The sequence below is a fragment of the Streptomyces sp. NBC_00859 genome, assembly GCF_045161865.1.
Lineage (GTDB): Bacteria > Actinomycetota > Actinomycetes > Streptomycetales > Streptomycetaceae > Streptomyces.
The window spans coordinates 106,415-120,583 of record NZ_CP108826.1 but is presented as its reverse complement, the minus strand read 5'-3'; the positions used below and the strand labels follow the sequence as shown (position 1 = coordinate 120,583).

Sequence of the window (14,169 nt, the reverse complement as noted above, 5' to 3'; positions counted from 1 at the left end):
GAGGTGACATCCGGTTTCTCGAACCAGGACAGAAGCCGCTTAAGGATTCGCTGGTGGGATGTGTTCCGGTCGTCGGCAGGTGAATGGCTTTGTCTGTGCGGGTCGAAATTGGTTTCCGCGTTGATGCGCGTGGAGGGTCTGTGCGGGTGTTCGGTGTCCGCGATTCTGCGTGTATCAATGAAGTCGCTTGAGGTAAGGCGGCGTTGCTGTGTGGTCGGCCGAATGCTCGCCTAACCTTGATCGTTCATGAGTCCTCGTCGGTTTGCTGAGGGGACTCTGTGTTTTCGAGGTGCGGAATTCGCGGCGGGTGGGCGCCGGGGTTCCGTGGCTCGCGGTTGTTGCGCCACTCGCATCGGGGGTTGGCCGCGCCGCCGGGGAAGCAGCCCGTCAGATCGCCGCCCTGCTCACCTGACGGTTCGCCGGAGTCGCGTGCGCCCGCACCCCGGTAGTGCACGGGCCGGTCGATTCAGGCGTGTCGGCAGCCGCGATTGTTGAGACGTGCGGCCGGGTTGTGGATCGGGCGCTTGAGCCTGTTTGACGACCGTGGCAGCTGCACGGTCTGCCGCCGCAGCGCTGGGGCAAGTGGGTTGTGCCGGTACATGTGCGCTTCCTCTCGGACCTGCCTTTTTGACATCGGATGGGACCCTCTTCGGCCCGGCCGGCCTACGGAGTCGCGGGGGAGCGGTGGTCGGTCACCGAGGAGGGCGTTTGGGGGCGTGCTGCGCGTCATATTGCGACGGACCCGGCTATCGCTGTGGTCGTCCAGCCGTAGAACCGGCCCAGCGCGATGGGGTTGTCGTTTCCCCGCAGGGCGGGGGGCTTCTCGCCTCACTCCACGGTGTAACAGAGCTGCGGCGAGGGCATCCACCGCAGGCGCGGGTGCGGGAAGCCGTCCCGACGGCGGAGGAAGTCGCAGACCTGAAGCATGATGTCTTCATGGGGGAGAGGGAGCGGTGGCTGACCGTTGTCTCGCCCGAGGAGCCGGGCTGTACGGAACTTCTTCTGGAGCCGGGGGGTCATCCGCCTGCCGGGACATACCGCGGCACGCTCGTCGCGGACGGTATCGCGCTTGCTCAGTTCGCTGTCGATGACGTGCGGGCGGAGTACGGGCGCCTGCACGGTTCGGGGTTCAGGCTCACCCAGGAGCCACGGGAGATGGGTCCCGTGATCGCCGCTGTTTTCGACGACACCTGCCGCAATCTGATCCAGATCGCGACACAGCGGTAACGGATGGCCGGGGGTGCCGCACGGATCACGCGGGGCCGTATGGAGAGGAGGGCGGCGCCCCACCCCTGGTTGCTCGGTCCGTCGGGGGTGTGGAGACAGCCCTTTGATGCCGAGTCGTAGCTGTGCGCGGTTCTCGGTGCGGTCCTGCGCTGGTTTCTGACCGGCCGGGCGGGCCCGTCCTTGTATCAGCCTGTGACGATGCCGGTGACGAGATTGATGGTGGTGGCCAGGATGCTGGCACCGAAGACGTAGGACACAAGGCAGTGCCGGAGGGCAACCGCGCGGATCGTGGACGTGGAGACGTTGGTGTCGGAGACCTGGTAGGTCATGCCGAGGTTGTAGCTGAAGTAGAGGAAGTCGCTGTACTGCGGCCGGTCGTCGGTGTTGAAGTCGATCCCGCCTTCGGGGGTTCGGTAATAGATGTACGCGTAGCGAGTCGCGTACATCAGGTGGAGCGCCGCCCAGGCTGTGAACACACCGCACAGTGCCGTCGCGGCGGCAGCATGGCTCAGGTCCGTATGGCTGACCAGGAGCAGCACCACGATGCCGACCAGGCCGCACAGGGCGGACCCGACGACGGCGAGTTCTTCGGTGAGGGGCCGGAACTCCTCGCGTCGGGCGTTGTGATGAGTGCTGGCGGCATTCATGGGCCACAGGACGATCCACCCCGCAACGACGAAGATCGTCTCCGCTGAGGCGATTCCGGCGAGAATGCCCAGCGGTGCGTTGGTCAGTACGCCGACGACCACACCGAAAACCACACCGAGGACCGCCGCGCCGGCGAGTCGGGGAACCGCGGAAAGTACCAGCCTGCGGATCATGCGGACCTCACCAGTGTTGCCTCGGCTGCACGGAAATGGGCCTTGGCCCTCCCATAGCGTCATGGGCTCGCACCACGCATGGATACCGGTGGGCCAGGACAGGGAACAGGACAGGGAAAGCGAAACAAGCAGGACGGATAACAAGCAGGACGGATTCAGAGTATCTGCGGAGGAACCGGGTGACCGCCCGACAGCTCCGGTGGCCGTAGCTGCGGTTGCCGGGTGGCGCGCATTCGTTGCCGTCGTCCTTCGTCCCGGGGTTCCACGTCGGTACCGGGTTGCCGGCCGGTCGCCGAGCGGGGTCGGCCTCGCCCGGTGCGGCAGCAGGGCCAGGTATGGCAGAGGGCCCGGGTGTGGCAGCAGGGCCCGGCCGCGCGTCGCGGTCCGGGCCCTGCCCTGTGTGGTGGCCGCTCTGCGGCGGTGGTGCGTCAGCTGTGTGCGGTGTCGTCGCCCGTCTGCCCGGCGTCCTGCGCTGCGGCTGCCTTCTCGCGCATCTTGCGCACCAGCTCTGCCTTCTGGTCGGCTGCACCCTGGCGGTCGAGGTTGCGGTGCGGGCCGTTGTTCTGCCGTTCGGCGCGGGACAGTTTCTTGCGCTGGCCGCCGCCCATGCCCACAGGATTGTTGATGTTCTTGCTCACGGTCACGGGTTCTCCCGGTAGTGATGTTAAGTGATCTACGGATTCGTCGGTGGGGGACGGGCGGCGACGTCGAAGGGGCGTCCCCGGGCCCGTCACGCTCTCACTCGTAAATCGGCGTCTGGAAGAACATGACAAAGACGTTACCCGGTTCCGTCGGCCCCGCACACCAGCCTTTTCGCCGCCCCGGCATCGGCCGGGCCTTCGGCGAGCGCCCGGAGTCAGCCGTTTCCGTCCGGGACTCTCAGTACTGCCGCCACCTACCGCCGGCCGGTGCCCGTCCGGAGAGGCCTGAGGGGTGTCATGGATTGCTACGGGCGTTGTCAGTGGCCGCGACTGGACCGAACGGCGCCGGTCACGCCCGGCTCTCGCCCAGTCTCGCCGGTCGGTCGGCTTGTCCCGCCCGGCTTGGTGCCGCTCAGAGGGATCCCGTGCCGTTCGGATTCGGAACCGGCCTCGCCCTTCGGCCGCGAGTGCCTCCCAGGTGCCTGGCCGCCCGTTGATCTGCCGTCGTACTCGGCTCAGGGGCCCTTGCAGGGTGCCCGTCCAGGCCGCGTGGCCCGGCGCCGTGTCTAGCGGTGTTACCGCTCGGGGACTCTGGCACCGGCAAGTCCCACATGCTCATCGCCCTGGGTACCTAGGCGGCCATGAAGGGCTACCGCGTCCGCTGCACCCTTGCCACGAAACTGGTGGACGAACTGGTCGAAGCGGCCGACGAGAAGCAGTTCAACAGGACTATCGTCCGCTACGGAGGTGGCGACTTTCTCTACATCGACGAGATCGGCTACATGGAAATGGAACTGGACCGCTGCGGTGCCGAACTCCCTTCCAGGCCCTGACCGAACGGGAGGAAAAGAACAGCGTCGCCGTCGCCTCGAACGAGTCGTCCGGCGGCTGGACCAAGACCTTCACCGACCCCGGCCTCTGCGCGGCCATCACCGACCGCCTCACCTTCCACCGCACCATCATCGAGAGTGGCACCGACTCCTACCGCCTTGCCAGCACACGGGCATGAACCGATTCCTACCGCCTTGCCAGCACACGGGCATGAGCCGAACAGCCTGCCAAGTCGGTCTGAGTTCAGGGCGACCAGACATACGGTGTCGTCGTGGTGACCGCGTGCAGGCCAAGGCGGGTAAGGATCGGGGCGCTGTCGGCCGAGGCGTCGACGTAGACGTAGGGGACATCGCGGGCGGCAGCAAGCTGGGCCCGGTAGGCGACCATGGCCCGGTAGATGCCCCTTCCGCGCCATTCCTTGAGCGTTGAGCCGCCCCAGAGTCCGCCGAAATCGACGCCGCCCTTGAACACGAGCCAGGCGGCGCAGACGACTTCGGTGCGTGCCTCGGCGACGAGGACGATGGTGTTCTCTGGGGCGTTCTCGATCCGGGCGGTCAGGTCGTCGGCGAGCCAACTCCAGTCCTCGTCCCAGACGGAGCTCTCCATGGAGGCGATGCGCTGGAGGTCTGATCTGGCGGTGACACGACGGAGGGTCACGCCGTCGGGCAGGACGGGGTCTGCCGCAAGGTCCGCGGACTGCCCGATGAGCACGGTCTCGCTGTCCTCGGCGACGAAGCCGGCCGCCGTGAGTCGGTCGGTGAGGTCGGCGGGGAGATCATGGGCGCGAGTCTTCCATTTGACCGCCTCGCCACGGGCAGCGTAGAAGTCACGTTGCCGCGCTATAAGTATGTCGAGTTCTGCCCCGCACACACCAAGGTCGCGCGGGCCCGTGACAAAGCCGCGGTGCCAACCGACGACACGGGTCAGTGGGCCGTCCTTTTCGATGCGAGCACTGCCGCCAGGCGGGGTGACACCACGGAGCTGGGCGTCATACGCGGTGCGGAGTTCGTTGATCAGAGCGTCCTTCACCCGAACACCGTACGGACCGGGTCAAGTGATTAAACGCCCGTCGAAACCACGTGAACATCAGGGCTGCACTCTCTCGCTGCCACCACCTGCTCGACGGCCAGCCAACCTGCGGGTCACTGGCCGTCCCCACGTTGGCATCCAGACAGTGCCGTCATTTCTCATCCACATCCCAGAGCCATTCGATCACCAACCGCCCTCGGAAACCGTCGACAAACCCTGCCCTTGGAGATCAACGAAGCCAGGGTCACGGTACCGAGGCCGATACGGTGATACGGCATGCTGCCGGACGGGCCTTCTCCGGGGTCTTGAACGCTGCGCACCAGCACGTCAAGCCGATGGGTTCCAGGTCTTCGGGAGCGACGACGAGGGCAGCGGGGCGAGTGGCCGTGACGGGCTGGGTGGGCTGATCAGCAGCTCACCGTGCGCAGGAAGTGGTCGGCGTCCTCCGGCTCGCTCAATCGGCCCACCTCCAGCCAGGAACCGTCGGCGAAGCAGAGCCGGAAGGTGGCGTACCCACGCGGTTGGCCCGCCTCGCCCTCGATGCGGGCCTGTTCGAGGGTGAATTCCGTGACGCTCAGGAAGTCGTCGGCCTTGGTCGGCGACATTCGGCGGCGCGGGGACGCGGCCACACAGATACGGTCGCGGGCCAGCATGACCAGACGCTTGGGGCTGGGCGAGTGGCTGTACCAGCGCAACAGCAGCTGGCCGGCGGTCAGGTTCCAGTCCCCGTCGAAGACGCCATTGGCCGGATCGGGCTCGCGATCGTCCTCAGGGGCGCGGCCACGGCCGGAGCGCTGCGCCTCGGGTGGAGCCGGTGGCGGTCCGCTCCGGCGGCCGCGGTCCGCCCCCGACATCGTTTTTTCCAGCTTGCGGCCGAGTGTGTCGATCAGGATCACCGGCACCACCACGAAGAAGAAGATGACGGCCGCGGCGTACCACGACCAGTGGTGGCGTGATGTCAGACGTCCTTTGCCCGCGGCGCGGTGAATGTCCTTGGGCGGTGTGGGGATGGGCTTGTGGATCTCACACCAGACCAGGGCCACAGGTTCCTCGCCCAGGATCTTCCGCGCCCGCCGCTGCACCTTGCGCTTTGCCATACCGGAGATTCTAGTGCTGCTCCGCGGACGTCTGTGGAGGGGTGCTGGGTCAGGGCCTGGGATCGCCCCGGGCCCTGTGGGGCGGATCTTTGATCAGTGGGTTCGGGAGGCGACCCGATGCACGGTCGGGGGATGTTGACGAGTGGGGGAGTAGGACTTCCGGGGCAGCACCGGGAGGCTTTGGGGGATAGGCGCTGCATCGTGCCGCAGATGCCGAAGGCCGGGGCTGTACGAGGCTGCGCAGTGACCCCTGGACCGGGCTCCGGAGATACTGCCGGCGTGTGCCCCCCTGGGGTCGCGGTCGTGGGTGGTGTGCCTGGCCGGGCCTCGCGGGCAGGCTATTTCGCTTGCCGGTACCTGCGCGACAACCGGTGCGAGCAGCCTTGCGTCCGGCTGCTCGGGTGTGGTGATCAACTCCTGGGTGTCCTTATCGCCTCGGTCCTCCAGGCGAGCCGGCTGCGGGCTCTGCGGCCGGCACGGTTCCCCGCGCCTGCCGACCGCACCTTCGCCCGGTGCTGGTATTCGCCCGAAAGCGCGCTCGCCCGGTAGCCGCGAACGTGTACGGCTCACCGTGGCCGGGCACCGCCGGAGCGGCAGCCAAAAGGGTCCTGGTCCCAAGGTCACTGTCGAGATGGGTCTATTGGCCGATCCTCCACCTCGGCCACCGAGGCGATGATGAGGGCAGGCCGATCGAGTCGAGGAGAAACATGCATGTCGAGCAGGTGGACTGGGTTGAGATCCCAGCCGGGTTGCTGCGCCGAGGCACATCGGCCGACGAGGTGGCGCAGGTCGCCCACCGCTATGCCGACACCGGAGTACCGGCGCAGTGGTATCTGAAGGAAGCCCCATGCGCGGAGATCCATCTCCCGGCGTTCCGGATCGGCCGTACCCAGGTCACGGTCGGCCAGTGGGCACCATTCGCGGCAGCCACCGGCCGGCCGGCCCCGCAGGCACCGGCAAATCATCCGCTTACCGGGGTCACTTGGGATGCGGCCACGGCCTACTGTCAGTGGCTCGGGGATCAACTCGGGGGCCTTGGGGTGCGGTTGCCCACGGAGGACGAATGGGAGCGCGCTGCCCGTGGCGACGACGGCCGGGAGTTCCCGTGGGGGGCGCGCTACCGCACGGGCCTGGCCAATCTGGTGGACCTGGGCATCGGCACCACGATGCCGGTCGGCTCGTTCCCGGACGGTGCCAGTCCGTTCGGGGTGTTGGACATGGCCGGCAATGCCGACGAGTGGACCTCCACCCTGTACGCCCCCTATCCGGGTGCTCCTGGCGAGGTCCCGGTCACCGAGGACTGGGCCTTCGATCCGCACGTCACTCGTGGCGGGGCGTTCCGCCACGACCGGGATCTGGCCCGATGTGCCCGTCGGCACGGTGCTTACGAGCAAGATCTGGTGGCGATCGGTGTGGGCTTTCGCCTGGCCGTGACCTGGCATGACTGATCACGCCAGTCCCGTGAGCGCGTACGGGGACTTCCGCGCGCCCTGCCCCGACCGTCCGCATCGATGCTGAGGCCCAGATGAGAACGCCGGTCACCGGGACGGTAGTGGGAACCCTTGAGGAGCCGGTCGAACCGGCGGTTCACCGGCAGCCTCCGGACGATCGGTTCCAAGGGGGACCAGTGGTCGTAGGCGGTCGGTGCGCATGACCGGCCGGCTGCACATGAACCTGGTCCGCTCATGGGCCCTTTGGAATCGATCATCCAGACAACCGGGAGGCGCTCTACGGGCGGAGCGCCGAGATCAGTCCGCCGGGCCCCTCCTCGCGCTGCGCCGGGGTGCTGATCGGGCGGCCGTAGGCGGCAGCGCGCTCGCGCAGGGTGTGGCTGCCGGCCTGCCAGCCGTGCCCGGCCAGCCAGCCCACCGGGTCGTCGGGCATCTCCGAGACCCACATGGACGCCGCCGATCCCGGCACGGCGTCCGAGCCGAAGCGCTCGATCACGCCGCGCGGGCCCAACGTCAGTCCCATCCGGCTGCCTGGAGCCGACTGCGCGCTGATCCGGGCCAGCAGCAGTTCCACCGCGTCCTCGGGCAGATAGATCAGCAGTCCTTCGGCGATCCACACGGTCGGCACCGCTGGGTCGTGCCCGGCGGCGGTCAGCGCGCCCGGCCAGTCCTCACGCAGATCCACCGCGACGGGGATCCGCTCGCAGCGCGGGAGGGCCCGCTCCTGGCGCAGCACCGAATCCTTGAAGTCCAGTGGCGCGGCGGTGTCGACCTCGAACAGCCGGGTGCCCTGGGGCCAGTCCATCCGGAAGGCCCGGCTGTCCATGCCGGCGCCGAGCAGCACGACCTGCCGGATCCCGGACGCGGAGGCCTGCTGCAGCAGGTCGTCGAGGAACTTCGTCCTGATGACGATGGACAACGCCACGCCCAGCCGGCGGCGTCGCGCGGCCTCGTCACCGGGCGGCGGCGGCGAGGAGGGCCCCAGGCCGCCGGCGGTGGCGAACGCCTGTGCCAGTGGGTCGCGGAACAGCGCGTTCTCCCGCTCGGTCTCCAGCGCCCGCACCCTGGTCACCCCTACCGCCGTGGCCCACACTCCCGACGGCTGCACCCGCTCCTGCTCATCAGTCACCGCGCCAGCCTAAGGGGTCCTTGCACTGTGCCCCGTCCGGGTCGCGTGGCCTGGTGCCGCGTCTCGCGGCGTTGCTGAAAAGTCCAGGCGGCTCCTCCCCAAGGCATTGATGGCCAGGGGAACCTCCATCCTGGTCTCTCCTGCCGCCCTGCGATACACGTCACCGGGCCACGCGACCTCATCGGACGCTCATAGTGCAAGGACCCCGGAGGGCTGCCCCGTGATCGCCGCCGGGCGCACGGCGACAGCTACGGCGCCTCGCCGGGACGCACGGATACTCCCCGGACACGATCGCCGCCTGGGGCGCTGACGTTCCCCTGGGGCGTGCCGGAGGATGCCGCCGAAGTCGCTGAGGCGGTCGCCTTCCCCGCGTCCGACAGGGCCCGCTCCCATCACGGGCGACGGCCTGCTCGTCTCCGGCGGCCTCGGCGTGCACACCCGCCCCGCAGGCAGCATGGGCTTCCAGGCGTGAAGCCGTTGACCGCCCGCAGGGGTGCTGAACCCGCCGCCGAGACGGTCACCCGCCCCGTTCGCCGCCCCGCCCCGCCCGCCCGCGCCGGGGTGGTGGGTCCCCTCGGCCGGTTCCCCGGCACCGGTGTGTGCCGCCCCGTCAGCCGACCGCGGCCGCCGCCCGGCGAGCCGTCTCCTGCGCAGCCCGGACGGCGGCAGCGGCCTTGGCGGCGTCCCGCCGGGCGACTTCTTCACGGACCAGCGGGATGACGTCCCTGCCGAAGTCGATGGCGTCGTTGAGGAGGTCGTAGCCCCGCACGGTGAAGATTTCTACTCCGAGGTCGTAGTAGTCCAGCAGCGCCTGGGCCACCGTCTCCGGGGTGCCCACGAGGGCGTTGGAGTCGTTGATCCCGCCGACGAGCCCGGAGATCCTGGTCCACAGGGCGCGGTCGTAGCGCTCACCGGCCGCCGCGGTGGACATCAGGCGCTGCGAGGCCGCGTTCTCGGGTGCCCACGCCGCGGGCTTCCCCTGCGGGTCGTCCGGGTCCGCCGGCGGCAGGAATTTGCGGACGTTTCCCTCGATCACACCGGCGATCCGGTGTGCCTTCTGCCAGGCCAGTTCCTCGTTCGCCCCCAGGATCGATCGTAGCCCGACCTGGATCCTGGGCATGGTGGTGCGCCCGGCGGCCTGTGCGCAGTTCCTGACCCTGTCGATGTCGGCTGTGGTGCGTGCGAGGGGCTCGCCCCAGAAAGCGAAGGTGTCCGCCTCGGCGCCACCGATATCGAAGGCGGCGTCGGAGGCACCGCCGAAGGAGATCAGCGGGCCGCCCGGCCGCACGGTCGGGAACGTCGAGCGGTAGTCCTTGAACTCGTAGAACTCGCCCTTGTGGTCGAATGCCTGCTCGGAGCTCCAGGCCTTGCGCAAGATGCGGATGTACTCGCCGGTCCGGGCGTAACGCCGGTCCTTGGGCAGGAAGTCGCCTTCCCGTTCCTGGTCGGCGTTGCTGCCGCCGGAGATCATGTGCACGCTCAGCCGCCCGTCGCCGATCAGGTCCAGGCTGGCGAAGAGCCGGGCGGCGACTGTGGGGTGACAGGCGTTCGGCCGGTGGGCCAGCAGGACTTGGAGCCGTTCCAGCCGGGAGAGGACGTAGGCGCAGACCGCGGTGGGGTCCGGGGTACCGGCCGCGTAGGGCACGAGTACTCGGTCGTAGCCGTGGTCCTCGTGGGCGCGTGCGAGGCGGAGGGTGTAGTTGGGGTCGAGGATCTTGGTCGTGCGTGAATGGGTTTCGGTGGCGTCGCTGGTGAAGAGGGCGCCGACGAATTCAACGGGCATGGGTCAGAGGCCTTTCGGGAGGTGTGGCTGCTCGGCGCGTTCGGGCGCCTGCCGGTGACGGTCACTGTCGTGCAGCCCGATGTGCATCCCATCAACGGCCGGGGCCCGGTGCCCGGCCGGTGTCATGGGACCCTGCCGGCAGGAGAGCCGGGGGGCGGGCGCCCCCGCGGGCCCGGCCTGCGTACCGGGCGGGGGCCGGGGGCGCGACCTGCTCTTAGCGGGACGACGATTCCTTGCGGATCGCATGAAGATCGGCGCTCACCAGAGTGTGCGTCACCCCGCCGGCCAGGGGCCGAGTCCCTGGCCAGCTTCGAGTGCGGGTAAGAGCACACGAACGGAGAAATCCTGTGAAGCGCACCATCGCACCGGTCACCGGGACCACCCGCAAGGCCTGCGCGGCGATCGCGGCGGCAGCCCTCCTGGCTCTCGGCGGTGTTTCGGCCTCGGCCCTGGTGACGGGGCATGACCACCCGCACAGCACCGTCGCCGACGGGCCGGGCACCAGCGACTCCACCGAGTGGAGCAGCACCGGGTGATCCGAGGAGACCTCAGCGCCGGGCGCCGGACCAGAAGAAGGATGAGTAATGCTGACAGCGGGCGTGAAGGCATCACATGACGGTGGTGTCGCGCTGATCGACGGGGACCGCCTGGTCTTCAGTGTCGAGGTGGAGAAGCTGGACAACGGGCCGCGCTACGCCAAGCTCCGGGACCTGGACCAGGTGAGCGAGATCCTGCGCGGCCAGGGCGTGGACCCCAAGGACGTCGACCGGTTCGTGGTGGACGGCTGGTGGCCGGAGCGGAACGCAGAGCACCCCGGTGTTGCCACCGGCCGGGGAGGGGAACCCTTCTTCATCCCGCTGGCCCCCTACGCGGACGGCGCGGCGAACACCGACCCGCTGCACCGCTACACCTTCTCCTCGCACCACTTCAACTCCAGGCGCACGGGATACAGCAGTTACCACCACGTGAGCGGCCACGCCCTCGCCGCCTACTGCACCAGCCCCTTCGCCCAGAACGGTGAGGAAGCACTCGTACTGGTCTGGGACGGCGGCACCTCGCCCAGGCTGTACCAGGTCGCCCCCGGCCCACGAACGCTTGTGCCGCTCGGCCCGCTGTTCCCCATGACCGGGGACATCTTCACCACCTTCAGTTCGAAGTTCGACCCCTTCCGCCGCATGCCGGGCGCATCCGGTACGGAAGCCGAGCATCTGCTGGCGGTGGCCGGGAAGGCCATGGCGTACGCCGCGCTGGGTTCGGTCAGTTCCTCCGCCCGCCCGCACTTCGACCGGCTCTTCGCCGGTTTCGCTAAGATCCCCGAGTTCGCGGAGTCCCCGCCGGCGAAACTCCTGGCGGCCGACCGCGAACCGCTGATCCCGGGCCTGGCCAACGCCGATCTCGTCGCCGCCTTCCAGAGCTCTCTGGGCGAGCAGCTGCTCGACCGGCTGACCGGTACGCATCGCGATGCGCTCTTCCCAGGACTGACCAACGCCGACCTGATCGCCAGCTTCCAGGACCACCTGGGTGTCCTGCTCATCGAGCGGCTGACCGAAGTGGTCCGTACCCGCTTCCCCGGGCAGAGCCCTGCCCTGTGCATCGGCGGGGGCTGCGCCCTGAACATCAAGTGGAACAGTGCCATCCGGCGCAGCGGACTGTTCCGGGACGTCTGGGTACCGCCGTTCCCCAACGACGCCGGCGCCGCTATCGGCACCGCCGCCTGTGAACTCTTCCGCACCGGCGGGAGCCCGGCCCTGGACTGGAACGTCTACAGCGGTCCCGGAGTCTTCGAGGGAACGCTGCCCGAGGGCTGGACCGTCCGTCCCTGCGACGAGTCCGGGCTGGCTGAACTCCTGCATACCGAGGGGGAACCGGTGGTTGTCCTGTCGGGGAGGGCTGAACTCGGCCCCCGCGCCCTGGGCAACCGCAGCATCCTGGCTCCTGCTGTGGACCCGGGGATGAAGAAACGGCTCAATGACATGAAGCAGCGCGCGCACTACCGGCCGGTTGCGCCTTTGTGCCTGACTCATCGTGCCTCTGAGGTCTTCGATCCGGGCACTCCGGACCGTTTCATGCTCTTCGATCACCGCATGCGGCCTGGCTGGGCTGAACGTGTCCCGGCGGTCGTGCATTTGGACGGTTCGGCGCGGTTGCAGACCATCGATGCCTCGGCGGATGTGGCGGCGGCGCGGATCCTGGTCGCGTACGAGCGGATCAGCGGTATCCCGGTGCTGTGCAATACCAGTGCCAACCTCAATGGCAGTGGTTTCTTTCCCGATGTTGCTTCGGCTGCCCGATGGGGAGGCGCCCGCTATATCTGGTCGGACGGGCGGCTGTACACCCATTCCCGGTAACCCCCCCCACCGCGATCAAGGGACTGCCGTTATGCCTTCCGCCGGGATCTCCCGCGCTCCCTCTCTCACTGCCGGGTTCCATCAGGTCTGGTCCTCGGTCGTCGTCTCCAGCCTCGGTGACGGCCTGCGTCTGGTCGCTCTGCCGCTGCTTGCCGCCCGGCTCACCTGCGACCCGCGGTCGATCGCCGCGGTGACCCTGGCCGGGCAACTGCCATGGCTGCTGTTCGGCCTGCAGGCAGGGGCGCTGGCGGACAGGATCGACCGTCGGCGGATTCTGTGGACGGTGGACGTGGCCCGGGCGCTGGTGGTGGGCCTGCTCGCGGTCGCGGTCGCGGCCCACGCCGGGTCGATCCCGTTGCTTGCCGCGGTCGCCTTCGTCCTGGGGTGTGGCCAGACCCTGTTCGGCGGCGCCTTCTCGAGTGTTGTGCCGGTACTGGTCGAGCCCGCGGCACGTCCGCGGGCCAACGGCAGGCTGCAGGCCGGCGCACTGATCAGCAACACTCTGCTGGGCACACCGCTGGGTGCGGTGCTGTTCGCGGTGACCGCTGCGCTGCCGTTCGCGGTGGACTGTGTCTCCTTCGCCCTGTCGGCGGCTCTCCTGCTCCCGCTGCGCGGGGATTTCCGGCCTGCTCCCGCTGGCGGGAAACCGGCCACCTTGCGCCGGGACGCGGTGGAGGGCGTCCGCTGGCTGTGGCGGCACTGGGTGCTGCGCCGGCTCTGTCTGGTGGCGGGGATCGGTAACTTCGTCGGTGCCGCGGTGATCGCCGTCCTGGTGCTCTTCGCTGAGCGGTCCCTGCACCTGGACGCGATGGGCTTCGCGCTTCTGCTCTCTTCCTCCGCGGTCGGCGGGGTGGCCGGTGCCACCCTCGCCCCGCGTGTGTTCACCCGCTTGGGTCCCGGTCCGCTTCTGCGGCTCACCATGGCCGGTGGTGCCCTGTGCGTGGCGCTTCTGGGCGCTGCGACCTCGGCTGCCGTGGCAGGGGTCGCGGTCGTCGGGTACGGCGCTGCCAGCGTGGCCTGGAACGTGACTGCGGTCTCTCAGCGTCAGGAACTGGTGCCCACCGCGCTCATGGGCCGGGTCAGCATGGCCTACCAGATGGCCACCGGTGGCGCCGCGGCCCTGGGCGCGGCCGCTTCCGGTCTTACGGCGCATGCTTTCGGCCTGCGTACCCCGTTCTTCGCCTGCGGGCTCCTGCTGGTTGCCGCCTGTCTGCTCAGCCCGCGCCCCGTCCGCGCACAGGACGAGTGCGCCGGGCCGAATCCCGCTCCGGCGGCGGCAGATGGAAGCAGAGGGTGACCGCGCCGCAGCGTTGAGGGTCCGGGATGTGTGGGGGCTCGTCCCGGGTGGCTTGTCGTTGACTGGGGCTGGTGTTTTCGCCGGCCCGTTGTGTTCGTGGTGGGGTCCGCGGGATGCTGGTCCGCGGAAGGGGGCGGCGTATCGGGTCTGCGTCACGGAGCGCACTTGTGGCGTGTGTGTGGGTGGGTCTTGTGCTGGAGGGAGTTCCTGCTGGGCGGTGTGCGGTTCTGGTTGTGGTGCGGGCCTTTCTGGTTGTGATCGGGCGCGGCGGGTGCAGGTTTTGAGGAGTGAGGGGTTGCCGTGGCCGGTGTCTGTCGGCACGCGGTGGTCTGGTTGGTTTTGCCTTCCCCGGCACGTATCGCTGAGGCTTCCCTTGCAGCCCCGTGCGGTCCCGCAGCCCGTGCGCTCGTGCCTCCGTGGCCCCGTGCGCTCGTGCCCCTGTAGCCCGTGCGGTCCCGCGGCCCGTGCCTCCGCGGCCCGTGCGGTCCCGCGGCCCGTGCCTCCGCGGCCCCGTG

At 69.0% G+C, this 14,169-nt stretch carries 11 protein-coding genes and 1 pseudogene; 6 read left to right on the top strand and 6 right to left on the bottom strand.

The annotated features are described in order from the left end of the window. The first annotated feature begins 879 nt into the window (after positions 1-879). Entirely contained in the window at positions 880-1,227 is a 348-nt protein-coding gene (locus tag OG584_RS00530) for a VOC family protein (RefSeq protein ID WP_405773815.1), read from the top strand. A gap of 185 nt (positions 1,228-1,412) precedes the next feature. Here the strand turns inward: OG584_RS00530 and OG584_RS00525 are convergent, their stop codons facing one another. Both OG584_RS00525 and OG584_RS00520 read right to left on the bottom strand, forming a co-directional pair. Then, on the bottom strand, positions 1,413-2,048 hold the full coding sequence (locus tag OG584_RS00525) for a DUF1345 domain-containing protein (RefSeq protein ID WP_405773813.1): 636 nt from the start codon (positions 2,046-2,048) through the stop codon (positions 1,413-1,415). A gap of 428 nt (positions 2,049-2,476) precedes the next feature. Then, the gene (locus tag OG584_RS00520) at positions 2,477-2,692 is read right to left on the bottom strand and encodes a DUF6243 family protein (protein WP_405773811.1); all 216 of its coding nucleotides are present in this window, start codon (positions 2,690-2,692) and stop codon (positions 2,477-2,479) included. Between the two features lie 578 nt (positions 2,693-3,270). Here OG584_RS00520 and OG584_RS00515 point away from each other — a divergent pair. Then, positions 3,271-3,698 (top strand): annotated as a pseudogene (locus OG584_RS00515) (ATP-binding protein); the annotation flags it as partial. A gap of 65 nt (positions 3,699-3,763) precedes the next feature. Here OG584_RS00515 and OG584_RS00510 read toward each other — a convergent pair. Next, positions 3,764-4,549, bottom strand: a complete 786-nt coding sequence (locus OG584_RS00510; RefSeq protein WP_405773809.1) for a GNAT family N-acetyltransferase — start codon at positions 4,547-4,549, stop codon at positions 3,764-3,766. 407 nt (positions 4,550-4,956) lie between these two features. Continuing rightward, positions 4,957-5,646: a hypothetical protein gene (locus OG584_RS00505; protein ID WP_405773807.1), complete on the bottom strand. Its 690-nt coding sequence runs from the start codon at positions 5,644-5,646 to the stop codon at positions 4,957-4,959. A gap of 707 nt (positions 5,647-6,353) precedes the next feature. Here OG584_RS00505 and OG584_RS00500 point away from each other — a divergent pair. After that, positions 6,354-7,094 carry a formylglycine-generating enzyme family protein gene (locus tag OG584_RS00500; RefSeq protein WP_405773805.1) on the top strand — a complete coding sequence of 247 codons (741 nt, stop codon included), beginning with the start codon at positions 6,354-6,356 and terminating at the stop codon, positions 7,092-7,094. A gap of 280 nt (positions 7,095-7,374) precedes the next feature. On the opposite strand, the gene OG584_RS00495 is transcribed toward OG584_RS00500, so the two are convergent. Then, on the bottom strand, positions 7,375-8,226 hold the full coding sequence (locus tag OG584_RS00495) for a class I SAM-dependent methyltransferase (RefSeq protein WP_405773803.1): 852 nt from the start codon (positions 8,224-8,226) through the stop codon (positions 7,375-7,377). Between the two features lie 610 nt (positions 8,227-8,836). Continuing rightward, the gene (locus tag OG584_RS00490) at positions 8,837-10,009 is read right to left on the bottom strand and encodes an LLM class flavin-dependent oxidoreductase (protein ID WP_405773801.1); all 1,173 of its coding nucleotides are present in this window, start codon (positions 10,007-10,009) and stop codon (positions 8,837-8,839) included. 347 nt (positions 10,010-10,356) lie between these two features. Here OG584_RS00490 and OG584_RS00485 point away from each other — a divergent pair, with 347 nt between their 5' ends. Genes OG584_RS00485 through OG584_RS00475 form a run of 3 tightly spaced genes read left to right on the top strand, consistent with a single transcriptional unit; the run spans position 10,357 to position 13,654 of the window. Continuing rightward, a complete protein-coding gene (locus OG584_RS00485) occupies positions 10,357-10,545 on the top strand; it encodes a hypothetical protein (RefSeq protein WP_405773799.1) in 189 nt (62 codons plus the stop codon). 48 nt (positions 10,546-10,593) lie between these two features. Then, on the top strand, positions 10,594-12,357 hold the full coding sequence (locus OG584_RS00480; protein WP_405773797.1) for a carbamoyltransferase N-terminal domain-containing protein: 1,764 nt from the start codon (positions 10,594-10,596) through the stop codon (positions 12,355-12,357). 31 nt (positions 12,358-12,388) lie between these two features. Then, on the top strand, positions 12,389-13,654 hold the full coding sequence (locus OG584_RS00475) for an MFS transporter (RefSeq protein WP_405773795.1): 1,266 nt from the start codon (positions 12,389-12,391) through the stop codon (positions 13,652-13,654). Positions 13,655-14,169: the final 515 nt, after the last annotated feature.

Bases quoted from the DNA above. Each gene is read 5' to 3' on its own strand.
- OG584_RS00525 (WP_405773813.1), bottom strand. From the start codon at position 2,048: ATGATCCGCAGGCTGGTACTTTCCGCGGTTCCCCGACTCGCCGGCGCG.
- OG584_RS00505 (WP_405773807.1), bottom strand. From the start codon at position 5,646: ATGGCAAAGCGCAAGGTGCAGCGGCGGGCGCGGAAGATCCTGGGCGAG.
- OG584_RS00500 (WP_405773805.1), top strand. From the start codon at position 6,354: ATGCATGTCGAGCAGGTGGACTGGGTTGAGATCCCAGCCGGGTTGCTG.
- OG584_RS00490 (WP_405773801.1), bottom strand. From the start codon at position 10,009: ATGCCCGTTGAATTCGTCGGCGCCCTCTTCACCAGCGACGCCACCGAA.
- OG584_RS00480 (WP_405773797.1), top strand. From the start codon at position 10,594: ATGCTGACAGCGGGCGTGAAGGCATCACATGACGGTGGTGTCGCGCTG.
- OG584_RS00475 (WP_405773795.1), top strand. From the start codon at position 12,389: ATGCCTTCCGCCGGGATCTCCCGCGCTCCCTCTCTCACTGCCGGGTTC.